The organism is Algoriphagus yeomjeoni (assembly GCF_049821175.1).
Lineage (GTDB): Bacteria > Bacteroidota > Bacteroidia > Cytophagales > Cyclobacteriaceae > Algoriphagus > Algoriphagus yeomjeoni_A.
In genome coordinates this window covers 494615-521405 of the sequence record NZ_CP187512.1, presented here as the reverse complement: position 1 = coordinate 521405, position 26791 = coordinate 494615, and the positions used below count along the sequence as shown (strand labels likewise).

Here is a 26791-nt window from a genome sequence, read left to right as displayed (position 1 = left end):
AAATTGTAATTCAAAAATGAGTATAGATTGGAAAAAAGAAATCAAAAGCTGGGGAATCATGCTCAGCGTAGTTGCATTTTTATACTTCACCGGGCTTTTGCCCGTAATAATAGGCGGTCTACAATCCGTGATTCTTTCCACTGGTTTGATAAAACCAAAGCTCGAAATCCCTGACCTCACGGATCAACAATTCGATTATCGAGGAAAGTTTTTGACATTTGATGGAGAGCAAATCGACCTGGAAAGCTACCGAGGTAAAACACTTTTCATCAATCTTTGGGCTTCCTGGTGTGGGCCCTGCCGCGCCGAAATGCCACATATTTCAGAATTGTATAAGTCAGTTCAAGAGGAACCTAATCTGGAATTCCTGATGATTGGGATTGATCAGGACATCAAGAAAAGCGCTGGCTTTTTAGAAGGGAAAAGCTGGGCCTTTCCGACTGCACATGCCAGTTTCGGTCTAAATCAAAGCTTGCAAAGCCAGTCTATCCCAACGACGCTGGTGGTAAACCCTGAAGGAAAGATTGTTTTTTATCAAGAAGGAATGAGCAATTTTAATACGGATGAGTTTCGGGAGTTTTTGAAAAACCAATCCAAAGAATAAGAATATGGACCATTAATTCTGATATTAAAAGCATCGGAATGCTCAAGATGTAATGACTATCTGTCATTTTTTTTATAATTTATCGTTTTCCAAAAGCTTAACTACCTAATCAAATCAGGTAACTGAAACTTTCTCAGAAAACAGAAATTAATCAGGGTTTTTCAACTCAATTTTCTTTTTCTTTGACTTCCATTGTCTTCATCTATGAACGAAAACAGCCCTTCTATCCAAGAATCCGAAGTGACCGAAGGTGAATTGATGGTCTCTGTGCTGAAGGAATTTCAAGAATTCAATGCTGGCATAGCTCTCCAAAACTCAGCGGACGAACTCTACTCCTATCTTCTCGCTCATTCAAGTCATTTACTTGAAGCTTATTGCAAAGCAGGAGATATTTGCCTGGCCAAGTCTGGAAAAAATGTAGAGGTAAATGATCCTGACCATTACCTGTTCCACTTCTCCTACCCAGATCGTTTCAAGACGATCATTCTACTGGTAAGGGATATTTTTCTACAGCTTAGCATAGCTAAACTTCGCTCTCAGGAAAACCTTGCATCCGCAGAAAAAGTCAGCAACCATTTTGAAGAGTCTAAATCGTTACTCCATACGGAAACAGAAAAAACGCTTAACTATTTCAAGTTGGAGCGAAAAAGTCTTTTCGAAAAGCCGGAAGTTCTCAAGCGTAAAATCGAAGCAGTAAAGCATTACTCAAATCCGTGGAGGACCTATCATTCACAGTTTGAAACCATCTTAGGGCAATTCAAAGATATTGACCTAACTCATGCTAAACTGGAGCAATCCATAGCGCAATTCAAACTAGTTAGCGAAATGGTACTGCAAATGAGAACTGATGTGCAAAGGACAAGTGGGCTTATTGCATCTAAGGTCGATCTTTGTCTGCAAGGTTTAGAAAAAATCAGCGAAGTAGAGCAACTCAATGATACGATCAAATTATTTGATGATTTGATAGCTTCAGGAATAAGCCAAAATATTCGGCCAGAAACCACGATCCGTGATTTGGAAGCTGCTGTTGATAAGCTTTCTTCACTTTCAGTTCCAGTAGGTACCAGCGATGGGTATTTGATTTTAAAAAAGATTGACTTCAAGAAATCAGCTGAAAAGTGGTTGGATTATGAGATTCTTCCTTACCTCTCAGATTTATGGGATGGTCAGGAAGCCAATTTTTCACACCTTCTCAATGTCGCTTCACAAATCAAAACCAGTCTACAGGTCGCTAAAAAAACACAGCGAATTAATAGTTTTCACGGTGAATTATCTTCTCTAAAGTCTATTAACAATGAACAAAAAAATACGATTTTACAAAGTGAAGAAGCAGTAACCTACATAGAAAAGGAACTTGCTCAAAAATTCAAAGTAACAGCTATTTACGCGGATAGTGAGTACCTCAAGGTTCCTTTGCAGACCAATTTCTCCCTACTGTCTTCCAACAAATCTGGAAATATCCGGCATTTCTCAGCCAGATTAGCCCAGCTTTTTAGAAATGTAGGAAAACAGGTGAAAGAGGTGAAAGAAAAAAGCCCGCATCAGAAATTAGAGATTGCCCTTGAAATCCTGGAAACTAGAACCGAAAAGGAAATACCAGACCATTACCATTCTTTGTTTTTGAATAAAAATTTTATCGGAGATCTATTTCTGGTAAAACGGACAGTCCAGGAAGAAGCACTGGAAAAAACTATTACTTATTGGAAGAAAGGCCAAAGTCGGTCTATTGCCGTCGTGGGAGATCCGCTTAGTGGCAAATCTACCTTGCTGGAATTTGCAACCCACCAGTTCAAGTCAAATGATGTGCATTATCTGGTTCCTGGCAATGAAATCAGCATAGAAGGCAGGAAACTTAAAATGGGTAGAAACCTAGAGGAAGTTTTAAGTTTCATCAGGAGGTCTATAAGTAATTCAAAACCAATCCTTGTCTTAGATGATCTACATCTCTGGCGAGATTCTGATCGCTCTCTCCTTATGAATGTTACCTCTTTGGTGGATTTTATGAGTTTGAGTAGTTCCAAAGCTTTTGTGATTGTAGCTATTACGAATTCTCTTCGAATGCATTTAGACACTAGAATTCCATTTTCTCAGGGATTTACTAATATTTTAAATACCAATACTTCCACTTCTGACGAAATCTATCGAGCACTTATGCTACGTCACGGCGCTTCTCACCGCACACTTTATGAAAAAGAAGGAAAAGAAATGAGTGAAGAACAGGTGAGAAAAAAGATCGGATGGCTAACAAAGAAGTTTGATTATAATATAGGCGCAGTTTTACAGGCATGGATTTTCTGTACTGACGTGCAGGAAGATAGCTCCATTCTATTTTCAGAAAAAGAAACTCATCTCAACGATTTCCTTTCTAATACAGAGCTTTTGATTTTGAAGAACTGTCTTCTTTTTGGATACAGCAGTGATCTTGAGATTAAAAATCTGTTTACAGATAGATATGAATCAGAGTATAAACCAGCCATTCGGAAACTATTGAATATTAGCATTTTGGATAGAGATCCAAATGGCTACCTGATTATCAGAAATACAGTTCGACAAGATCTTTACTCCATTTTGAAATACAGAGAACTACTCGCCTAATTGACATGAATTATTGGAATGATCTTTACGTATTAATCCTAATCGTCTTTGCGATCTACTTTTTCTTGTCCCTATGTTTTTTCGGGTTTACCCGATATTTGAAAAAAAGACGTATTAACGATCGCTACCTAGCATTAATTAATAAGATTCGACTTTTCTACAAGCCAGTTGCCTGGTTAGTTATTATTGGCGGTTTCATTGCTCTAGACCCTGTAACTCATGGCTTAATTATAGTTTTGGTTGCAGGTTTTGCATACAAGCAATTGGGTAATTATATCAGTGGTTTGTTCATCCGTGCCAGCCCAATGGTGGTCACAGACACCTTAGTGAAAGCTGGTAAAATCCACGGCAGAATTAATAGAATTGGAAGCTTGGGGATGGTACTTGGTACTGACCAAGGCGAACGCTGGGTTTGGTACAACTTCTTTGACAAAACCGGATTTACGCTGATTTCCAATCAGACGAACGTGCTTCAACGGGCTCTTTATCTTAAAACTGATCTTAGCAAGGAAGCTCTTTTGGACTTGGTTTTTAACCATCCCATTCTAGCTTTGGGCAAACCGACTAATTTAAAAGAGCTACCCAATAAGCAAATCTTCTTGATGCATTACACCATGGTAAAAGGTGCAAGACATGAAGATTTCATCAATTACCTGCATGACCATAAAGTCATGACAAATTCTACTGAAAACTTTGACGCCTAATGGAATTAATCTCTTCATATAATCTGATCATTGAGTTCTCAGTGATTATTATACTTTCCTTTCTCTTCAATGGCTTATCGAGGAAAACGAATATCCCTGCAGTATTGATGCTGATAGCCTTAGGGGTTATTTTACAGTATATTTTGCAATACTTCACCTCTGAAACAATTGACTTTTTCCCAATATTAGAGGTTCTAGGAATAGTGGGACTAATCATGATCGTGCTGGAAGCGGCACTTGAGTTAGAACTCAAGCGCGAGAAATTGATTCCAATTCTCAAATCACTCGCCATTGCTCTTATTGGGCTTGGACTCTCCACTTGGGCAGCTGCGAGCATCCTTTACTATTATATTCCGGATATGAGCATGCAGTCTGCTTGGCTGTATGCTACTCCTTTGTCAATTTTATCAAGTGCCATTATCATTCCTAGCGTAGCTGGATTGCGAGCTAAAAAGCGTGAGTTTCATATTTACGAAAGCACGTTCTCAGATATATTAGGCATCATGCTTTTTTACTTTCTTACCGGTAAATTGAATCCTGCTGAAGATTCAGGATTGGTAGGGTTTGGAGGAAATTTCCTACTAACTATTACGATTTCGCTGATAGCGAGCTACGCTATTATTTTGATTTTTCAGAAAATCAAAAGCAATGTAAAGCTCTTTTTGATGATCGCTGTTTTGCTCCTGCTTTATGCTTTAGGTAAAAAAATGCACCTATCATCACTGATCATCATTTTGATTTTTGGACTGGTCATCGCCAATATGAAGTTGTTTTTCAAAGGACGACTTTCCAAATGGTTGGACTATGACAAAGCACACCAGATATACCATGAACTTCACACCATTACAGGAGAGACCGCATTTGTGGTTAGGACGCTTTTCTTTGTGATTTTTGGACTTACTATTACCATCACCTCTCTGTTCAACTTGCAGGTAGCTTTGATCAGTAGTATGCTGATTCTATCTATTTATGGTATCCGTATAGTCCTACTATGGATTTTTGAAGGAAAAGACGTTATCCCTCAGGCATTTATAGCACCTAGGGGTTTGATCACTGTTTTGCTTTATTATGCTATTCCTGAGGAAGCTATAGTGCCAGGATTTGAGCCTGGGATATTGCTTTTTGTAATTATTGGAACCAGTTTGATAATGACTGTGGCTATGATCTACGAAAAAAGACGATCTGCCAAAGCAGTAGATTTGGCAAATAGTAGAGCTGTAGGATCGGTAAAATGGAAGGTACCAAGCGTTTTAGAAAACGAGGATAAGTAAAATTTAATCCTTATTCCATTATCTCAAGAAGCTTTTATTGCAAAATGGCAATAAAGCAGCTACCTCTTTACCTACGAATTTACTGCGCTATCTGAATTTTAGAACATTTATGGTTGGGGACTTCAAAGATTTATCGTAATCTTATTTTTTGACCCAAAATACCATGCTAAAGTTCTTCGCGAGTGCCCTCATCTCACTGTCCCTAGTTAATCTAGCCTATTCCCAATCCACTTCCATCCTTTGGTATAATCAAGCTGCAGAAGAATGGGAAGAGGGGTTGCCAGTGGGAAATGGCCGTCTGGGAGCGATGGTAATGGGCATACCAGGTCAAGAACATTTGCAACTTAATGAGGATTCACTTTGGCCTGGCGGCTATGAAGATTGGGGGTTGGCAGAAGGAAAAAGAGCTGATCTAGATCAAATCAGAGCCTATTTGCTGGCTGGAGACAATAAAAAAGCAGATTCGTTACTAGTCTTGAAATTCTCCAGAAAAGGTGTCACACGATCTCATCAGACCATGGGTGACCTGTGGTTTAACTTTGACTGGATAGAATCCCAGAATTACAGGAGGAGTTTAAATCTTGAGACAGCAACGGTCCTCACTCAGTTTATTTCCGAAGGATTTGAAGTCAGTCAAGAAGTAATTGCTTCTGCGGCTGACAATGCATTGATCATCCGATTCAAAACCAATCACCCAAAAGGATTCAATGGAGAAATCTCCATGAATAGGCCTGAAGACAATGGTTTTGCCACCGCAAAAACTACTGCCCTCAATGACAGACAACTCGAAATGTCAGGAATGATCACACAACGAAAAGGGCAATTAGACAGCAAGCCTGTTGAGATTTTGAATGGGGTCAAATTCCAAACCTTACTTTTTGCTCAAAACCAATCTGGTGAGATAAGCACAACTGATTCCACACTAGTGATATCCGGCGCCAAGGAATTCATGCTGAAATTAGTCTCAGCTACTTCTTTTTATCATGAAAACTTTGAGGCTGAGGCAGAACGTCAATTAGAAAAAATCCAGTTGAAAAGCTGGGGTGAGCTACTTCACACCCACGAAACTGAATACGCTTCCTGGTTCAAGCGAATGGACCTTCAGTTAAGTCCTAATGAACCTGACAATATCACAACCGACGCCCGAATTGAGCGCGTCAAAAACGGGGAAGTTGACCTGCACTTGGAACAGCTATTATTCGACTATGGAAGATACCTTTTGATCTCGTCAAGTCGGCCAGGAACAAATCCAGCAAACTTACAGGGGCTATGGAATAGACATATTGCAGCTCCTTGGAATGCCGATTACCATGTAAATATCAATTTGCAGATGAATTATTGGCCAGCCGACGTCACCAATTTGAGTCAGCTAAATGAACCTCTATTTAATTTTATTGATGGGCTAATAGAAAATGGTAAAAATGCCGCCCGAGAGAATTTCGACATGGCTGGCTCCATGGTCCCACATACCACAGATCTATGGCAAGTAGCCTTTTTACGAGCAGCTACAGCTTATTGGGGAGGTTGGATTGGAGCTGGAGGCTGGATAGGCAGACATTATTGGGATCATTATTTATTTACTCAGGATAGGCAATTTCTTGAAGAGCGAGCCTTTCCTGCTCTTGAGGCTATTTCAGCATTTTATTCTGATTGGTTAGTAGAATACCCAGCCGACGGAACTCTTGTTTCCTCCCCTTCCACTTCACCAGAAAACCAGTTTATCAACAGTAAAGGAGAAGTAGTAGCCACCACGATGGGAGCGGCAATGGATCAACAAATCATCGCAGATATTTTTAATAATTTCCTGAAAGCGTCTGATCTACTTGGAAAGAAAACGCCACTTAGAGAAAAAGTAAAAACTCAACTCGATAAGCTGAGACCTGGAGTTCAAATAGCTGAGGATGGCAGAATATTAGAATGGGATCAACCCTATGAGGAAAATGAAAAAGGACACCGACACATGTCTCATTTGTATGCTTTTCACCCTGGAGATGCCATCACAAAAAGTGAAACTCCAGAGGCATTTGCTGCGGTAAGGAAAACCCTTGAATTTAGATTGGCCAATGGCGGGGCTGGCACTGGTTGGTCACGCGCTTGGTTGATTAATTTCTCCGCTAGGCTGCTAGATGGAGAGATGGCACATGAGCATATTCAAAAACTTCTTGCTCAGTCCTTATATCCAAACCTGTTTGACGGACATCCTCCATTTCAAATAGATGGAAATTTCGGTTACACCGCCGGAGTTGCAGAAATGCTGATTCAATCTCATGAAACCGGACTTATTCGACTGCTTCCAGCTCTTCCAAAAGCTTGGGCAAGTGGCAGTGTTTCCGGCTTGAAAGCCAGAGGAGACTATACCATAGACATGACTTGGCAAGATGGTGAACTAAAGTCCTGTAGAATTCAGGCTGGAAAAACTGGAAAAATCTTGGTTTTATATGATGGGTCTGAAATGGACATTGACCTTGAGCGAGGCCAAAGCTTTGAAGTAGAATTTTAAATTTTGATAGTCACCACTCCAACAAGTCAAGTAATAAAATACAAACCACCTGTAGTATTAGAAGTCGTTTTCATCTAGCATTCGCTAAATTCAGTCAATGATCAGAAGATTCATCACCTTAATCATATTAACAGTTTTCATCTGGCTTATTTGGTCGTTTTACGGGAGAAACACTCCTTTGGAGAAAACTAACAGCCAACTATCGATTGTTCAGGAAATCAATCCTTCGGACTCTCTAACAAGGAATATTGTGGGCGTACAGCCCTTCATGGAGGTGTCAGACTATTTTAATCAAGTTAATTTCAAAGAGAAAATTCAAGCCTATTTAGTTGCTGCTAATAGAAAGGGCTTCCTCCAAAAAAATACAATTGTTATATATCCAGAGAATATCGGCACTTGGCTGTTTTTGGTTGATGAAAAACGTAACCTAAATAATAAGAAAACACTAAACGAAGCACTGAGAACTTTAGCAATTAGCAATGCTTTTGATTTTTTATTGGGATACATCAAAACTGGAGATGAGCCAAATAAAGAGTTTTCGTCTATAATCAGAATGAAAGCCAAATCAATGCTAAAGGTATATAATGAGACCTTTGGAGAGCTGGCTATGGAAACTGATACCTATATAGTCGGAGGCTCTATCCTTTTACCTGATCCAAGTGTAGTCGATGGTCAGATTTTTTTAAACCTTCTAGGCCCACTTTATAATACTTCATTTTTGTATGGACCAGATGGAAAAATAATTGGTGATCCAATCCTGAAGTCTTACCTCAATACTTCAGAAGACAGCTACACAACTCCCGGAGATCCACAAAACCTACAAGTCTTTGATTTACCCTTCGGGAAAACATGCATAATACCATTTAATGACAGCTGGCATGCTCAGTCTTATGAAAATGCGATAATCGAATCTGCCGAAATTATTTTAAGTCCTTCATTTTTAAGAGACAATCAAACAGAATACTCAACTTGGATTGGATATGATGGGAAAATGGCTCCAGAAAATCTTGATTCTAATGATATAGGCAAACTTTCAAATCTGGAAGCTTGGCGAAAATATAGCATACCAAAACGCATAGGAGGCACCCAAGCTAAAGTTGGATTTAACGTGTTTTTCAGAGGGAATATGTGGGATATGGATCCCTCAGGCAATCCGATTGCTGTAATTAATAATACTGTTCTACCTATCGTGCCTGCCGGAAAAGGCGGGATTTGGTCGCTGAATTTCTAGGATAATTCAATGTGAGGTAAAGCATAGGTGATTTTTTTGCATGAAAAGCTATAAGTCACCTGCTATACTAAGCGAGCCATAGTCAGTGATGAAAACTATCGCTCTTGGAATGGGAGCTTGCACTTATCCTAAAGATTACAATTAGAGAACGTGATAGTACTCAAGACAAGCCCATTGTTTTGATGAGTAAGTAAGGTCTAAAAGTTTGACAATCAAGTTGTCAAGCTTCCTAATAAAGCTTAAATTACCTTATCACTAAACCCTGATATCATGAAAACATTTTTAAGTGCAACGGCAGTCTGCTTGGCGGTTTTCCCAGCTTTCTCACAAGAAGTGATAACTCCATCCGCTGCAATTCAAATCAAAACAGCAGTGATGGCTGCTCCAGAAGAAAAACAAGCGGATGCTACAGTTTTAGGATACAATGAAAAGGGAGATCTCGTAGAGTTGAAAAAAGGTAAAAATGAGATGATTTGTATCTCAGATGATCCTAATGGTAAGGGATTTAGTGTTTCCTGCTATGCTTCAGATTTGGAACCATTTATGATCAGAGGGCGAGAATTGAAAAAAGAAGGAAAGTCATTTCAAGAAATCTTTGACACAAGAGAGGCTGAAGCCAAAAATGGTAAGCTCAAAATGCCTAAAGAAGGGGCTACTCTTTTTGTCCTAAGCGCCGATGCAGAAAATTATAACACGACCACCGGAGATGTCTCGGATACCTATTTGAGGTATGTGGTTTATTTACCTTGGGCTACCCCAGAGACTACTGGTCTTCCACTGAAACCTAGTGCGCCAGGTATGCCTTGGATTATGGATCCGGGTACGCATAGAGCACACATTATGATTACTCCGCCGAGGGATTAAATACTCTAAGGTTAAGAATTTATCATATTTGTTCTAAAATAAAAATCCCTGTTGCGTTACTACAACAGGGATTTTTCTTGGATTTAGATTGATAGCTTTGTACTCTACCACATCAACACCTGCTGAGAATCTGTTCTCACATTGTCTCTGAACAAGTTGAAAATTGCAGTAAACTCATGGGTGTTACCTGGAAGATTATAACCTCCGCCGGTAGGAAATTCATATACATATCCAACTCTAAGTCTATTAGTCACCACACCAAATTGCGCATTGGTAGCATAGTCAATCCTATGTCCAATACCCAGCCAGATCCTATCCATCATCAAAGCCTTAATGTTCAATTCGATGTTATCATCCTGATTCTTTTGGGTGCTGTACATTCCGTTTACTATCACAGCTAGATTGTCACTTACAGCACTTCTGTACCCAGCCTGAAAAATTGAACTAGCTGGGTAGGCATCCATAAACTCATCTCCTGAGGTGATCTTACCGCCGTTCACTCTACGTATCCCGTAAGAGATATAGTAATTAGCATGGGTCAACGCTATACCCAGATTAAAGTCTACAACATTCATGTTTGAAAATTGCCCGACGTACTGCCCAAGTGTAGGATCATTTTGCTCCTCGGTCGTTAGTGCGTTTCCATCCAATCGAACACTCTGGTAATTCAAGCCTGCTCCAAGTCGTAGGTTATGCGTCTCTGAAAGCCTGATTCTACTCGCATATCCTAGTGTCAGTTCTGTTTCTCTGAATGCACCATAAGTATCATATAGCACATTTACAGAAACTGCATTCTTGCCCATCAAAGCAGGGTCTTCCTCTCCTGCCAATTCTCCGAAGTCTAGCTCAGTGCTGAAAAAGTAAGTTTTAGGAGCCCCATCTACGCCAGACCATTGGTTTCGTACAAAGCCTCTTACTGTTGAACCTTCATAGCCCGTCAAGCCTGGGTTGTAGTAGCTCTGGAAAAGGTTAAAGCTCGATACATATTTCCGGGATTGTGCCTGGACTTGCGACAGCCCTCCTATCATCAGAAAAAATGCCGCTACGATGTATTTTATTTCCTTCATGGTGTTTCCTTTTAAAAATTGCTTGTGGAAAGGCGTCTTCCAACGCCTCCCGTTAATTCTATCCCTATTATATTTTAAGTGCTAATGCCTGGACTCAGGTCTTTGCTTTAAGTCAAAATTATCGCCTTAGCAGATTCAGCATACCTCTTCGTATTTCGTCTGTTTCACCCACTTCAATCACATACAAGTATGCACCTACAGGCATTTCTTTGCCATTGAATACACCATCCCACTGAACGTCAGGATTCTCAGTATAAAAGACTACCTCTCCACCAACATTCAGAATTGTTATTCTGATATCTGTATAGTAACGCAATGCCAGCACACCCCATGTGTCATTTGACCCATCTCCATTAGGAGTGAAGGTATTTGGCACATCGAGCTGATCTAAAGGAGTACGGGTTCTGGTGATCAGGAAGCTCTTCTCAAGCACATTTCCTGCACGATCCGTCACTTGAAGGACAACAGTGAAAGTTGTTCTACCTCCCGCCTGCTCTGCACTACTCCAGAATAGAATACCGTCCAGCACTTCAAAATATTCATTATCCTCCAATCCTTCTGGTAGACTGAACATATGAACGTTATCAGTAGGATCGATTACTGTAAAGGCTCCGATTTCCTGGAAGTATTGGTCTGGAATCCCAATAAAACTATTGGCACTAAGTGTTACATCCTGCGGAGCTGGCTTAGTCAACACGGTTATTTCCAGAATCGGCTGAAGGTCATCCGGATTGAATAATCCTGCCGGAAGATCAACCGTACCTAAATAGTTTGTTGTCCCTGAAACTATCGGGTCATAACCTGTAAGATCCCATGTTACTGGAAGATTGATAAATTCTCCCTGAGCTGTGATTACAACTACCTCGGTAGGCAGTTTTAAATCTTCAGAATCAGTTCCCCAAAGTGCTTCAATACTTTCATTTACAAACTCAGTGACAGATCTTTCCTGCACATAATCAGGATTTCCATCGCCGTCTTCATCTCGGAAGTCAGTACCATCTTCAGGATCTGTGCCTTGTTGCTCTTCCACATAATCTGGAACCAGATCATCATCAGAATCCAAGTAATCACCTGCATCATCAGGATCAGTTCCCTCTTGCTCTTCCACATAGTCCGGAACTCCGTCACCGTCAGTATCCAAATAATCCATTGGATCTTCAGAATCGGTACCTTGCTCCTCCTCTATATCATCTGGAACACCATCACCATCTGTGTCATTACTTATGATTTCGAAATCAGCTCCTGTAAAGTCTATGGTATAATTAGAACCGGCATCTAAAGTCCCGATAGTAATCGCATAGCTTCCTACACCCTCTCCAAGTTCTCTGGATATGGTTCCTGTTAATATATTTTCATCATCTCCAACTCCAAATCCAGAAGCAGAATAAGTCAATACCGGATCAGCTTCTCCATACAACTTACTCTGATCTGCATCAGCTATCACTTCCAGAATCGCTTTGGTGATTTCTAAATCTGCAGTAAGCTCAAAGGATGTGAAATTACTTCCAGAAATAGTTGCGGATACTTCTTGAAGGCCTACATCGGTTCTGCTATTATTAGTATAAGCTACAAATGCTCCCAGTGGTAAAGCTCCGGTAATCGCCAACGACTTAGCTGTACCGTCATAAACAAATGAGCCATCTTCAAAGCTAATTCCTACTATAGAGGCTGGAGTAATTGTGAGGTCTGCCATTAAGACTAGGTTCATGTAATTGGATCCACTTATGGTAGCAGTTACTTCCTGCGTTCCAACATCCGTCCTAGAATTGTTAGTATAAGCTACAGATGTACCTGTTGGAAGCGTTCCTGAAATGGCCAAGGATTTAGCGGTACCGTCATAAACAAAGCTTCCATCTGCCAGTGTAATGCCAGTGATTAGTGCTTTGGTTATCGCAAAGTTTGCTCCGACGTAATTGATGGCATAGTTAGCACCAGCATTCAATGTACCAAGGTTTATTGCATAGCTACCAACGTTTTCTCCTGCTGCTCTGCTTAATGCTCCAGTCAGAATTGCATTTGTATCCCCATTTTCAAAACCAGTTGCAGTATATGTCAACACAGGATCAGTTGTGCCAAAGACTTTGGTTTGACCAGCTTCAGCAGTCACATTCAATATCTTGGTAGCAATCTCAAAGTCTGCTGAAGTGAAATTGATCGTATAGTTTGACCCTGCACTAAGCGTTCCAAGGTTGATTGGATACAAACCGATGTTTTCCCCTGCCGTTCTGCTTAATGCTCCAGTCAATATGGCATTTGTATCTCCATTCCCGAAATTGCTGGCTGAATAAGCTAGAACCGGATCGGCAGAACCATAGACTTTTGCCTGATTAGGATTGGCTGTTACATTCAGAGTTCGTGGTGTGATAGCAAAATTAGCTCCAGTGAAATTGATTGTATAATTGGCACCAGCTGAAAGTGTTCCAAGGTTGATCGCATAGTTACCTACATTTTCACCAGCAGCTCTTGATAAGGCTCCGGTAAGAATCGATCCATCATCTCCAGCTTCAAATCCTGTAGCTACATAAGTAAAGATAGGGTCGCCTTCACCATAGACTTTCATTTGTCCGGCATCTGCTGTGATGTTCAATACTTTCGCAGCAATGGTAAAATTAGCTCCAGTAAAGTTGATTGAATAATTCGACCCTGCATCTAGTGTCCCAAGATTAATTGGATAAGTCCCCTTATCCTCCCCTGCAGTCCGACTTAATGCTCCTGTCAGGATTGCATCGGTTTCCCCTCCTACAAATCCTGATGATGAATAAGTGAATATTGGGTCGGCTGATCCAAACTCTTTACTTTGATTTGGATTGGCGCTGATCAATAGTTGCGCTTTTGTAATGTTCGCTTCCAATCCTGCAGGTGGGATAATCAAATAATTATCCTTATCCAACCCACCCAAGGTAAGCCCTGTTACTGTTATAGGGATAGCGACTCCAACATCAGACTGTAAGAAATTAGCAATAGGGGTGCCTGTCACAGAAACATCATCTGCACCAATTCCAGTAACTGACGAAGTCCCAGATAGAGAAGCTATTGTCGTACCGTCATACACTTTATTATTAGAACTAAAACCAACTACTGAAAGCGGTGCAGCAGAAATTGTAGCTGTAGAAGTTGGTGCTCCAGTATAGTCAATATCATAAGAACCTGCATCAGCACCGGTTAAAGTGATTGATGTGATTCTTACTTCTTTACCTACCCCAACATTTTTATCAACAAACTCAGTGGTAACGGTACCAATTGACACATCTGGCACAGTGGCATCTATTCCACTTAGGCTTAGATTATTCACCGAAATAGTGGCTGCCTTTGTGGCGTCATAAACTTTATCAGCTGCATCAAAAGAACCTGTTATCTGAACTGTACCTTTTTTGATCTCAAAATCAGCTGGAACGAAATTGATTGAATAATTAGAGCCAGCACTTAAGTCACCTTGATTAATTGCATAAGTTCCTACTGTTTCTCCTGCATCTCGAGAAAGTGCACCCGTTAGAATTGTCTCATCATCCGTCCCTTCAAATCCTGAGGCAGAATAAGTGAATACAGGATCTGCTGCACCTATCAGTTTTGACTGATCTGGATCAGCTGTGATGGTCAGTATTTTTGGCACTACAACTACAGTGACTACTGCAATCGCACTTGAAGAATTACCACTCCCATCAAAGACAGTTAAGGTTACATTATTTGGTCCTTCATCTGTTCTGTCAAACTCTGTCTTACTTAAAGTCCGTGATACAATACTACAGTTATCACTTGATCCGTCATCAATCATACTTGGCAATAGCGTCACTGTTCCAAATGCATCGACATTCAGAATGATGTTTTTAGCTATTGCTGTAGGGGCTATATTGTCCTGAACCAAAACATAAGTTTCTGCATAATCCGAATTACCAGCTTCATCTGTGGCAGTAATTCTAACTAGGTTAGAACCAACATTTGAGCAGTTAAATGTCGTTTTATCCAAATCTAAAACAATATCAGCTGCATCAGAGAAGTCGTCTGTTAAAGGACTTGCTATGAAATCAGCAGCAAACAAGGTTGGTGAATCACCATTGACATCCAAAGTAAGCGACAACCCATTAATTATTACAGGAGTTGGTGCTTTTGTATCAATAGTCAAACTCAATGGATCTGATTCGTTGCTGTTTCCAGCAATGTCAGAAATAGATGCAGTAATAGAATGTACTCCTGTTGACAAATCAGTACCTGGAGTAAATGACCATTGTCCAGAACCATCTGCTGTGGCAGTACCTAAGGTTCCATCGATAGAGCTAGTTATGGAAACAGTACTATTATTCTCTGCTGTACCTTCTAAAGTCGGAGTTACATCATTGGTAATATCATCAGTATCACTGATACCAGAATCACTACTTGCTACCAGATCAGGAAGGCCTGGCTTAGCAGGAGCTTGGGTATCCTTAATTTTTGTATCTGTAGCCAGAGGACCTGTATTGCCAAATCCATCTTCAAGTGTTACAGATAAGGTAATTGTGCCATCAGCTAAGCCACTTAGATCCAGACCTGCGATTTGATCTGTTGTAGTCACTATTGTACCACTTCCTGACACATTAGTCCCTCCTCCATCACTGGAGAACGTGTAGTTATACGTAGCACCTACTTCAGCACCTGAGAACGTGTAACCGACAGCCGATTCATTAGCGGCATTGATGAATGGTTGATCTATCTCCACGGAATAACCAATAGGAGGAACTGCATCCTCATCAATAATAGTCAAAGTCACCTGCTGGATTCCATCTTCAGTACCATTCGTAGGTGTACCCATATCAATGATAATGGTTTCATCTCCCTCTTCTATTCCATCAAATAGGGAAGTAACACGAATACTGTCCATCAAATCTCCTGAAGATATTGAAATCGTAGATCCAGTTATTGAATAATCGGTTCCTCCACCTGTAGCTGTACCACTAAAAGTAAGTGGGACTGATACCGTCACACCAGCAACTGCACTCAGTTTAGCTCTTACATAGGCTTGTCCCCCACTTTCATCTGTGATTGGATTATAAATATCCAACACCTCTAAGGATACTGTTGGAGGCAGATCATCTTCAGTTATTGTAAATGTCACTTGCTGAACACCATCCTCCGTTCCATAGGTAACTAAAGTGATATCTACAATTACCGTTTCATTAGTTTCATATAGATTATCATCAATATTATTGAATGTGATAGACCCAGTCGTAGATCCTGCTGGAATAGTTATGGTAGCTCCACTTCTGATATAATCTACGGAGTGAGTGGCTGTACCTGAAAACGCTAAATTGACAGTCACATCCAAATCGTAAGTATTCGACAAAGTGGCAATAACCAAATTATCTGTTGCGACTCCCTCAGGTTTACTTGAAGGTGAAACCGATAAAGTAACTGTAGGCGGAGCATTTGAAATATCCACATTTACAGTACCCAAAACAACGTTAGTTCCACCACCTGTTCCGGTATTCCCTCCGTCATTTGCGGTGAAAGTCAAAGTGGCTGCATTATCACCTGAAAGTGCCACAGGTCCGGTATATTGAATATTGGAGGCAGTGTTAAAGTAAGCATCAATAGCTGCAGCAGCACCGCTTAACGTAATAGCGCCAGTACCAGAATTACTGATCGTTACACCTCCACCATCCGAAGCAGTCAGAATTCCTAAATCTGCAGCTATTTCTAGCGTGATACTATTTGCTCCTGCATCAGGATCACCAAAAGTAGCTGCTGAAAGGTTCACATTACTCGCTGCATTTTCTTGGACAGTAATATCTGTTGGTAAGGAGGCTATACTTGGATCATTATTGACGGCGGTTAAAGCAACCTGAACAGTTAAAATATTGGAAGAAAGACCTGATGCATCTTTCACTACTGTCGATATTAACCTGGAATTGTCAGTACCCCCGACAGTAGGGTCATTTCCAATGTGGCTATATTCTATTGATTCCAAAGCTGCAATCATTTGGGCAACCGAACCTGTACCTGAGAGTGTAATTACATCACCTTCTTGCGTGACACTATAAGGATTGGGTGCCTCTACAGAAAGTACATCTCCAGTGATTTTATCATTAAAAGTAATTTTAGCTTCGATTATATCATCTCCTTCTATATCACTCAACCCTATATTTCCACCTCCGTTAAACTTCGTGGCGGTTCCTCCTTCTGTATAAGAGATAATTCTATTTCCATCAAAGACTGGAGCATCATTTACTCCAGTAATATTGAAAGTAACTGAAGCCGGGTCTGAATCAGCCGTTCCGTCATTAGATACAAACTCAATAGTCGCTACTCCTGTACCAAATAAATCAGGAGTTGGTGTAAAAGTGGCAGCATCCAATGCCGTATTTAAAGCGGCTAGAGTACCCGCCGCAGTGAAGCTAGCTGAGCCATTTCCTGAGCCTGCAAAGGTGATTCCTGCAATACCAAGAGTCACTGTACCTCCAGTGATGGTAAACGTTAGAGTCTGATCATCTCCATCAGCATCTGCCACTTGAATATCATCTGCCAGAGCGACATTTACTTCATCTTCTGTTACCACAGGGGCTGATGGAGCTGTAGCCACTGGGATATTGTTTGGAGCTTTAACCGAAGTATCTGTTGCCGGATCGCCTGTATTACCTGAAGGGTCAGTTAAAGTTACAGACAGAGTTATTGTCCCGTCTTCTAAACCACTAAGGTCTATGCCAGTAATTTGATCTGTTGCCGAAGCAATCGTACCAGATCCTGTTACTGTTGTTGCTCCTCCAGAAGTAGAAAAAGTATAATTATAAGTAGCTCCGATCTCAGCATCAGCAAAGGTAAAACTAACCGCAGATGAATTACCAGCATTAATTGGGTCTTGGTCTATCACTACTGAATAGCCAGAAGGTGCTTCAAAATCTGAACAGAACTCAAGGTTATCCAAAGCGAGATAAACGAAAGCACCACCTATTTCAATCTCCAAACCATCTACATAGGTATTAGAATTATCAGCGCCACCTTCTGTGGCAAAATCAATATAGAAGTAGCCATTGTTTGATGTGAAGTCAGTTGGAAAACCGGTTGATTTCGTAATTGTATAAGCCGTCGTTGCTCCACTCTTACCTCGAATGGTAACAGTACCGTCATTGGTTGGCAGTGGACTAGGCCCAGTTGTGTTGGACGTCAGGAATAAAGCTAGTTTTGTGATTTTGACTGGTGCATCAATTGAAAAACTGTATGGTCCTGAACCTGTATTTTCAAGAAATACATCAGAAGAATTTATGCCAAAGCCTAATCTATCCTGCACTGCCCAATTGCCACCTAAAGTGAAGCCTTTTCCATTAGATGAGAATGTGGTCACTCCATCTGCAAATGTTTCGAAAGTCTCTATGTAACAAGCACCTACAAGATGAATTTCACCATCCAAATACTCAAAAGGCGGATTATTCCCCAGCGCATCTTCAATATCGGTTGCGGCATTCAATTTAACTTGGATAGACCCTTCACCTGAAATCCCAGTAGCTGTCAAGGTATAGACAGAACCGGAACCTGAAATACCAGTGATCGTGCCAGTAGCTGTACCAGTTTTGAGCAAGGTGAAATCATCTATGGTTACATTGCTTGCAGCTTCATCAAAAGTTACTTGAAAATTAACTGTACTGGATGTAGAAAGTGGATTTCCAGTCTTTATGATACTTTGAACTACCGGAGCTTGTGAATCCACATCCGGAGCAGCTTCACAGAAGTTCATATTATCAACTGCCAATTCTATAAATCCTCCTCCTATTGTAAAGACCAGTTCATCCACATTGGTATTGCGATAATTGGCAGCTCCATCTGTGGCGAAATTAATGGTAAAGAATCCACCGTTAACAGTAGTAGTAGTAGGAAAGCCAGAATTTTTTGTAATAGTATATTGGTCTGCGCCACCTTTCTTACCGGTAATAGTAATTGTTCCTGTACCAGTAGGCGCTGTACTATTAGCAGTATTTGAAAGATACAAATCTATTGTGCTCATGGTAAACTCGGAAGCACCTGTCAGTGAAAATGATCCCGCTGTATTATTATTGATAACATATCCATTGGAACCTCCTGCGCCAAAACCTGCCTTCTTCTCAATTTCAAATCCTGTCCCTAGAGAAAAGCTCACACCGTTTCCACTGAACGTAGTAGCTGCATCAGTCTCAGTTTCAAAAGTCTCTACAAAGCAAGCACCTACATAATGAAGCTGCCCTGAGGTATATGCTGGCGTTCCCTGGGTATTATCATCGTTAGCTATATTAGTACCTGCTTTTAGATCTAATCGAATGGTCCCTTCACCGTCGATACCATTTACAGTAACTGTGACACTTGTTCCAATGGAGGATGATACTGATGCTACCGTACCAATTGTACCTGCTGTAGTTAACTGAAAATCATCCGTAGATATATTTTTAGCATTTTTCGAAAAAGTTACTGTGTAGTTTACAGAAGTAGCCGTTGTCAAAGGAGCCCCAACAAGTGAAATCCCGGTCACTACTGGAGGATCAGAATCTACTGGAACGATCGCAGTTCCAAATGAAAAATTATCTATATATACATAGAGGTCTGTACCCTCTATCCTGATTTCATCAACGTCGTAGAAATCAGGGTTTGCTGCAAAGCTTTTTGTTCCAGTAGTATTACTGTCGAAATTAACATTTACTGTAGCTCCAACTTGTGCTCCACTTTTATAGGCTTTTACTGTTCCAGAAGCAGAAGCTAAAGGGTCTCCATTTTGCAACCAAATACTATTCAATTGAAAAGCTGTGCCATCCACCTTGGTAATTCTCCAACCCGTAACACCTCCTATGGCGGTATTATTATCGTCTAGCGCTCTTGTACCTCCAAGACCTTGTTCAGTTGAACTAACCCATGCATTTGAGTTTGAACCAGAAAAAATCTGAAACCGGATTCCTGAATTGTCATAAGTGTTAGTTCCATTCAAGGAAAGACCAGTGCTAGTAGTAATTTCATTAAAGGTAACTGTAGTAGTTTGAGCTAACCCAAAGGAAAAACCACCCAAGACAAAAAGAACAGTAAAAATGGATTTGAAGACTAAACGTATCATCAGATAATTATTTAAATAAAAATTCCCGACCCAGAATAGGGTCGGGTGTTTTAAAACTTAGTTTCTGGAAGGATAAATTCCATATAGGCAAATAATATAATTAGTAGCCTGATAGGGGTTTCTCAACGATACTTGCTGACTTCCACCTACTGGACTAATGGTACTGGCTGCCAACTGTGCATTTGAGGAATCCAAAAAACCCAGAGAGGGGACTGGGCTTCCGCCTCGCTCCAAAACTACGGTACTCTGTGCCACAAATGAGCCTGTTGGATTATTTGTTGTCCCAGGATTGGAACTCCCATTAAAAACATGAGAATGGCTTGGCATATTTGCAGTAGTAAGAGTCGTAGATTCAATTCCTCCTTTTGCGCCCAGATTGATAGTAGAAAGGCCAGGCCCAGTCCCCGTTCCTATAGGTGTTCTACCCCTTAAATCCGGTAATGCAAATGTAGTTCTACCGTCACCGCCGTAAGTTGTTCCCAAAATTGAAAACAACGCATCGTTCGAACTTATAGGCAACAACGTCCCGTCGCAATATGCCCATCCTCTTGGGGGAAAATTCCCTGCAAATAATTTGATTACTCCGATCATTTCATCCATAACAATATTCTTAGTTTCTTGATGGAAAAATTCCTTGTACACATATAATGTAGTTAAGCCCTAAAAATGGGTTCCTAGTTTGCACTGGAATATTACCGCCCGTAGAACCTAAAGCCGACGCCGCAAGCTGGCTATTTGGGGTAGAACCATAACTTAAAACAGGAACTGGAGCCCCACCCCTTTCTACTACCACTGAAGTCGAAGCAAGTACCTTATCTGTCGGTACATTAGCTGTTCCTTCTGATGAACTCACATTCACTGAATGAGTGTGATTTGGAAGATTTGGAATAGTCAGGGTTATTTGCTCATTTCCTCCAGTTTGTCCAAGTATAATTCGACTTAACCCTGGCCCCTGCCCTTGACCAATAGGTGACCTGCTACTTAGGTTCGGCAGAGCAAAAGTAGTTCTACCATCCCCACCATAGGTAGTGCCGAGCAAAGAGAATAAAGCCGTATACTGAGAAATCGACAGAATCTGCCCTTGACAGAGCATGTATCCACGAGGAGCAAAGTTCCCTGCAAAAAGCTTAATTGTTGCCATTAATTCTTCCATAATAAAATTGATTTTGGTTATACTGAAATTAAAAATTAAACTATGTTTTTAGCCACAAAAGGCTCTATTTAAAACCTACTTGAGTTGATAAATTGAGAATCTATCAACACCCCCTACTTCAACCACATCTAAACTTTCGTCTAATGTGTTCTTCTGGCTGAGTAATACTTGCCCTCCTTCTTGATTTCGCAAAACAAAAAGTTTGTTCTCCTTGCTGCTATGTGAATTCACAAAAAAGTGATCAATGCATAGACTGTTTTCTGCCAATTCTTTCGCACTGAAATAAGGAAAAATCTGTTTTGGGCAATCAGTCAAACAATAGATCAAATCACATCCTTGGGTGTTTTTTAGCATCCAAGATACCTCATTCATTTTATTGATAGTCCCACCCTGAGATTGTGAAGAATTGAAAAATCCAATTCTTATCAAACCTATAGTTAGTCCTGAACTTTTAACCACCTCATATTGTGCAATATTTCGATTTGGTAAATTTTCTTCAAGTACCAAAGTTGAGTTTATCCTTCCTTTGTTCTCGAAGTTTGATTCATATTTATCTATTTGTCTACGCCTAAAAAAGTGAGTAGAAAATTTAAAATCTTTTTTGGTACTTCCTACTAATTCACTGCCCTCCTTAGAGCACCAAATTGATTCATTCCCTACGAAAATATTTGGGGATGACCTTAATAAATTTTTATTAAAAGTATTTTGAACTGCTTCAAAAGAGCTATTACCATGAAATACTCTGACATGGAGCTTTCTCTTCCTATCAGCTAAACTTGCAAAAGCACCATATTTGATACACGAAAAAACACCAGCAAGCAATGCACTCTTTATGATAAAACTCCTTCTAGTATCCCTGAGAATGTTCATAGAAAATCAAAAATTTAATAACCTCAAAACAATCTCTTGTAAGCTCAAAATCATTCCACTCATAAAAGATCACAATTCTAAACTAGCTAATTTATTTCGTTTCTTCAATGAAATACAATAAAAATAGGTGTTAATACGTATACCAATATCCATAAAAATAATCCAATAGCATCTTTGAAAAACCAAACAATTATTCATTAACATTTCTTTATCCTATCTGATAGCAAACACATAAGTTAATTCTACCATTTTAAAAAGTATTTTCGAACAACAAATACTCCTTTCAAACTAATTAACACCTAGATATTTTTAAACGGATGCAGTCTCACATTTTTGGCATATCTGCGATCCAAATAATATTGATCTTATTTTAGCAGAAGAATTTTATTAAAAATCAGTTTCAATGCCCTACATCGAAGAAAAGGCCTTTAATGACCTAAATTTTACTAAATCATCATTTGAAATAGCAGATTACGAACAATGCACCTTTGAGCATTGCAATTTGTCAGGACTAGATTTGAGAGGTAATAATTTCGAAAACTGTACTTTCAAAAATTGCGACTTGAGCAATATCAAAGTTCCAGATGTATCATTTCAGAATGTAAGATTCGAGCACTGCAAGATGCTTGGCATTCATTTCCATGCGAGTAATCCTTTTTTGCTAGAATTCACCTTCTCCAATTGTCAACTTGACTACTCTAGCTTTTACAATCTGAAGGTCAAAAAATCAAAATTCATCAATTGTAGGCTCTTGGAAACCGATTTCACCCAGACTGAGTTGACTTCCTCAGATTTTCAAGGATCAGATTTAAGTGGAGCTACTTTTGACCAAACCATTGTAGAGAAAGTTGATTTCAGAAATGCAATTCACTATTCCATTGACCCTGAAAGAAACCGGATCAAAGGTGGTCGATTCGATTTAGAAGGATTGCCTGGTTTGCTCGGAAAATATGGAATTAAGATCGGTTGACTCAAAAGGCAAGAAACATGGTATTCCATGACTTATGAGCTCTATACAGGCACGAAAACCCTATTTGCCTTTGATTTGATCTTTGTCCTGAATCAAAAGAACCCAATCTTCCTCAACTCCACTTGTGGGAGGTTGGAAGGTAAGTGATGGTGTAGGCTTCAGCTTTTTGATCGCTATTTTTTTGCCATTTCTGGGATTATACCATATCCCGTGAAGCTTATCACCCGTCAATTCTGTGAGATCTACTTTTACTTCTCTTGGCTTTGCCAAATAAGCAATAACATAAGAACCGTCGTTGGCAATGGCAGCACGGATTTGATCTTCATTTTCCGGATTTTCTGACAGGATTAACTTTTGATCAGATACAATCTTAGTAAAGTCTATTGCTTCGAAAAACTTTTTGAAAAACTTCATAGATTCTGCTCCAGGACGCTTTAATGCTCCTTTCCAATCAGTCAGTGTAGGAATCACGAATGTTTCTCCTTCCTTTTGCATTTGCCAAACTGCATTATTGCCATAGGTGTATCCGGCAGCACCAGCAAGAATATTCCAATAAGCGAGAACTCTCACATCATACCCGCTAAAGAATCCCTCTGGAAATTTAGCCTGATCTTTAATATTTCCCTTTGCATCAACCTGATCGGAAAATTCTCCGGGTTTGAATTTCATGTAATTCCAAAACTTCACTGGAATATCTTCATAAGCTGGCTCGCCCTCCACCGTAGGTTTTTGGGGTCGCAAAGCAAGATCCTTTCGGGCAAATCGATACACCTCCAAAAATCGCTTTTCATGGCCACTCTGGTACATGTTGAAATCCAACCAATCTGGGTTATCCAACGCATCGGAACTAGAGCTAAACCCTCTTGGATGGTATGTAGTCAAATGACGCCCTTCATCCCCCTCTTCCAAGCCTTCGGCCATAGCATCCCAAATTTGGGCGACCTCTTCATTGGCAACCATACGGTCACCACCTAAGATCCATAGGAGTTCGCTATTTCTATAGCGTTCACCCAAAAACCGTCCGTAAGCCTTGGCATTTGACACATCAAAAATCAATGGTCCGGCACCTGGATGTGCACTATAAATTTTATCCCCCCATGTAGGCAAAACACCCATAGTCAAACCAAGCTTATTTGCCTCTTCAATTATGAAATCTACATGTTCGAAATATGCCTCATTTGGCTGAGTTGGGTCTAGTTTATGAAAAGGTAAGTCGCCATTTGAATTGGGTGTTTTCACTCCGTCTCTTTCGGCCAAAATGACTGCTTGAATAACTGTAAAGCCTTGCTTTGCACGAGTCTGAAGGTAAAACTTAGCCTCCTCCTTATTGAGCCGATGAAACAATTCCCAAGCGGTATCTCCTAACCAAAAGAAAGGTTCGCCCTTTTGAGTTTCAAAATATCTGCCGTTTGGCGTGATCTTTAATTCTTGAGCATTGGCCAAGGTTAGAAGTGTAAATAAGCAAGCAACTAGTCCTATAATCCTCTTCATATTCATGGGTATCTTATGCGTTATTTACTCCTGCCACCACCATTTTTATGGTATTGTAATCGTATTTCCCTTCAAAGTGAATTCTAAGAGCCTGCAGGTTTTTGATATTTTCGATTTGTGAACTGATCTCTGAGATCACCTCAATAGGCAAACAATCCTCCAATTCCACTCTTCCTTCTTGAATTCCTTTTGCCAAATGACCTTTGATCGTAGATTCAGCCAATCCTCGAGCCACTACAATATCTCCTATACTTTTTCCTTCATTGATCATCCCAAAAGTAATCTCATAAGTCTCTCCTACTTTGCGCTTAAGATTAGCTTTTCCGCTCTTTTTTCTACCCGTTTTATTATTTGCAAATTTTGGATTGTCCGCAGCAGCTTGTTTCGCTGCCTCAGCCAATCGAACTCTGAGGTTGATTTTATCCTGTTCCAAATCATTCATTTTGTCTGGAATACCGCCATCCATAATTGAGGAAATCAAACGACTTACTTTGCTAATCTCCCCGTACTTTCTAAGCAAACTGACTTCCAATTCTTCCAAGGCATTTGCGTAAGTTTTTGTTCTGGAAAACCGTTCCACCTCCGCACGATGAATCAGTATTTTTTCAAGGGCTTTTTTCAAAAAATCCTTGAAATAAGAAGCTCCTTTGTCAAGTCTTTCCATCAATTTCTCCTTGTCATTTTGCTGCAAGAGAAATCGAAGTTGATTACTAAATTTCTCGGCAGTCCCCACTTCATTTCGAATTAGTGCAGCGATCTCTCCCACCGCTTTCTGCATCTCTGGATCTTCAAACTCCAAGGAACTGTCATTTTTTCGCTGAAAGCTATTTATTTCCTGTAGTAAGCCAGACAAATCAAAAGTCTCTCCTGATAACAAAGAAAGATATCGCTGCTGATATGCTCCTAAAAGCTCATCTAGTTTCGAATGTTTTTTGGCACTCTCTACAAATGTCTGGACCTGCGAATCTGACTGCAGAGAATTGTTTTGAATTCTTGTCCTCAAGATCAAACCTTCCAAACTTCTCAGTCTACTTAACGCCACATAGACTTGACCCGGTACAAATGCATTCCCTACATCGATAATAGCCTGATCGAAAGTCAATCCCTGGCTTTTATGCACAGTAACGGCCCATGCAGTTTTTATAGGATATTGGCTAAAAGTACCGATCACTTCTTCTTCCAATTCCTTCGTTTCTGCATTGATCACGTACTTCTTGTTTTCCCAGATTTCCTTCCTTAGTTGGTAAGCAAATCGATTTCCCTCCAATACTACTTTGATAGAATCATCCTCAAGCTCTTCCACCGTAGCAAGTTTGCCGTTGAAATAATCCTGATTGCCTGAAGAATCATTTTTGATAAACATCACCTGTGCCCCTACCCTTAATTCAAGTGATTTGGGAAGTGGATAAATATTTTCAGGAAAATCATTTTCAATATCCGCTTCATAGAACTTAGAATCACCCTTCAGCGCCATCAATCGATCCCGGTTGATCTGGTCTGCTTTATAATTGTGCGTGGTTATCGTGATGCAGTCCTTTACTTCAGCAATTTCATCCTGAGTTTTGTAGTGTTTGTTTAACAGTGCAATATCCTGGGACGTGACTTGGTTTTCCCTAAGATGATTGAGCACTTGGATGAAGTCTTCATCCTGCTGACGAAAAATCTTATCGAGCTCCAGATACACCAATCCCGAATCCTGCAAAACTCTAGCTTCGAAAAAGTGCATGCTCGGATAAAATTTACGAAGTACTTGCCACTCATTATCCCGAACTATGGGAGGAAGCTGAAAAAGGTCTCCAATCATCAATACTTGCACGCCGCCAAAGGGAGTATTGTAGTTTCTTTTTACACTTCTAAGTCTGTAATCTATCGCATCCAACACATCCGCACGGAGCATACTCACTTCATCTATGACGAGAAGTTCAATGGATTTCAACACATTCTTCCTCAATGCATTCAGCGGATGTTTTCGAATCAGGGTATGCTGCGTAAAGCACCCATATTGGTCGGAGAAATTGCCTTCTGGCTCATTGACAGGGAGAAAGAATCCGAGCGGGAATAAGAACTGCGAATGAATGGTGACTCCACCTGCATTTAGTGCAGCAATGCCCGTAGGCGCTACAATCACATGACTTTTGTGTGTTTGTAAAGCTAGATTTTTCAGAAAAGTGGTCTTCCCAGTCCCTGCTTTTCCAGTCAAAAAAATCGGTGCTCCGGTATTGTTGACAAACTTGGCAGCCAGCTCAAGTTTGTCAGTACTTTGATTTCCCATTTAGCGAAACTACTATTTTTAAAAATGAATAGATTAAAGAATGAAGTCAAATACTTCATCTAACTAATTTCGATTTTTTATTTGCAATCCACAAATGGAGTTCACCACAACTTTTAGCAGTGAAGACAAATAAATCCTCACCAACTAAATATTGGCTTTTTC

15 protein-coding genes are annotated in these 26791 nt (G+C 40.2%); 8 read left to right on the top strand and 7 right to left on the bottom strand.

Annotated elements, in window-relative coordinates; genetic code table 11:
* Nucleotides 1-22 precede the first annotated feature (22 nt).
* The 7 genes from ACPUEN_RS01985 (at nucleotide 23) to ACPUEN_RS01955 (ending at nucleotide 9769) form a co-directional block, all read left to right on the top strand.
* A complete protein-coding gene (locus ACPUEN_RS01985) occupies nucleotides 23-604 on the top strand; it encodes a TlpA family protein disulfide reductase (protein ID WP_425640232.1) in 582 nt (193 codons plus the stop codon).
* Nucleotides 605-808: 204 nt separating this feature from the next.
* A complete protein-coding gene (locus ACPUEN_RS01980; protein WP_425638162.1) occupies nucleotides 809-3199 on the top strand; it encodes an ATP-binding protein in 2391 nt (796 codons plus the stop codon).
* 5 nt (nucleotides 3200-3204) lie between these two features.
* Nucleotides 3205-3903, top strand: coding sequence for a hypothetical protein (locus ACPUEN_RS01975; protein WP_425638161.1), 699 nt, complete (start codon nucleotides 3205-3207; stop codon nucleotides 3901-3903).
* Nucleotides 3903-5174, top strand: coding sequence for a cation:proton antiporter (locus ACPUEN_RS01970; protein WP_425638160.1), 1272 nt, complete (start codon nucleotides 3903-3905; stop codon nucleotides 5172-5174). Before ACPUEN_RS01975 ends, ACPUEN_RS01970 begins: the two co-directional genes overlap by 1 nt.
* Nucleotides 5175-5337: 163 nt before the next feature.
* Nucleotides 5338-7674, top strand: a complete 2337-nt coding sequence (locus ACPUEN_RS01965; RefSeq protein ID WP_425638159.1) for a glycoside hydrolase family 95 protein — start codon at nucleotides 5338-5340, stop codon at nucleotides 7672-7674.
* A 97-nt stretch (nucleotides 7675-7771) separates the two neighbouring features.
* Nucleotides 7772-8905, top strand: a complete 1134-nt coding sequence (locus ACPUEN_RS01960; RefSeq protein ID WP_425638158.1) for a hypothetical protein — start codon at nucleotides 7772-7774, stop codon at nucleotides 8903-8905.
* Nucleotides 8906-9175: 270 nt separating this feature from the next.
* Nucleotides 9176-9769, top strand: coding sequence for a hypothetical protein (locus ACPUEN_RS01955; RefSeq protein ID WP_425638157.1), 594 nt, complete (start codon nucleotides 9176-9178; stop codon nucleotides 9767-9769).
* A gap of 104 nt (nucleotides 9770-9873) precedes the next feature.
* Here ACPUEN_RS01955 and ACPUEN_RS01950 read toward each other — a convergent pair whose 3' ends face one another.
* The 5 genes from ACPUEN_RS01950 to ACPUEN_RS01930 all read right to left on the bottom strand — a co-directional run bounded on the left by ACPUEN_RS01950 (nucleotide 9874) and on the right by ACPUEN_RS01930 (nucleotide 21848).
* Nucleotides 9874-10836: a PorP/SprF family type IX secretion system membrane protein gene (locus ACPUEN_RS01950; RefSeq protein WP_425638156.1), complete on the bottom strand. Its 963-nt coding sequence runs from the start codon at nucleotides 10834-10836 to the stop codon at nucleotides 9874-9876.
* Between the two features lie 118 nt (nucleotides 10837-10954).
* Nucleotides 10955-19873 (bottom strand): MBG domain-containing protein, encoded by an 8919-nt coding sequence (locus ACPUEN_RS01945; RefSeq protein WP_425638155.1) that lies wholly within the window; start codon nucleotides 19871-19873, stop codon nucleotides 10955-10957.
* A gap of 57 nt (nucleotides 19874-19930) precedes the next feature.
* Nucleotides 19931-20515: a phage tail protein gene (locus ACPUEN_RS01940; protein WP_425638154.1), complete on the bottom strand. Its 585-nt coding sequence runs from the start codon at nucleotides 20513-20515 to the stop codon at nucleotides 19931-19933.
* Entirely contained in the window at nucleotides 20484-21026 is a 543-nt protein-coding gene (locus tag ACPUEN_RS01935) for a phage tail protein (RefSeq protein WP_425638153.1), read from the bottom strand. Before ACPUEN_RS01935 ends, ACPUEN_RS01940 begins: the two co-directional genes overlap by 32 nt.
* Before the next feature lie 75 nt (nucleotides 21027-21101).
* A complete protein-coding gene (locus ACPUEN_RS01930) occupies nucleotides 21102-21848 on the bottom strand; it encodes a hypothetical protein (RefSeq protein WP_425638152.1) in 747 nt (248 codons plus the stop codon).
* Between the two features lie 451 nt (nucleotides 21849-22299).
* Between ACPUEN_RS01930 and ACPUEN_RS01925 the strand changes: the two genes are divergently transcribed.
* On the top strand, nucleotides 22300-22866 hold the full coding sequence (locus ACPUEN_RS01925) for a pentapeptide repeat-containing protein (RefSeq protein WP_425638151.1): 567 nt from the start codon (nucleotides 22300-22302) through the stop codon (nucleotides 22864-22866).
* A gap of 60 nt (nucleotides 22867-22926) precedes the next feature.
* Here the strand turns inward: ACPUEN_RS01925 and ACPUEN_RS01920 are convergent, their stop codons facing one another.
* Together ACPUEN_RS01920 and ACPUEN_RS01915 are read right to left on the bottom strand one after the other, a co-directional pair.
* On the bottom strand, nucleotides 22927-24357 hold the full coding sequence (locus ACPUEN_RS01920) for a glycoside hydrolase family 140 protein (protein WP_425638150.1): 1431 nt from the start codon (nucleotides 24355-24357) through the stop codon (nucleotides 22927-22929).
* 13 nt (nucleotides 24358-24370) lie between these two features.
* The gene (locus tag ACPUEN_RS01915) at nucleotides 24371-26629 is read right to left on the bottom strand and encodes a helix-turn-helix domain-containing protein (RefSeq protein WP_425638149.1); all 2259 of its coding nucleotides are present in this window, start codon (nucleotides 26627-26629) and stop codon (nucleotides 24371-24373) included.
* Nucleotides 26630-26791: the final 162 nt, after the last annotated feature.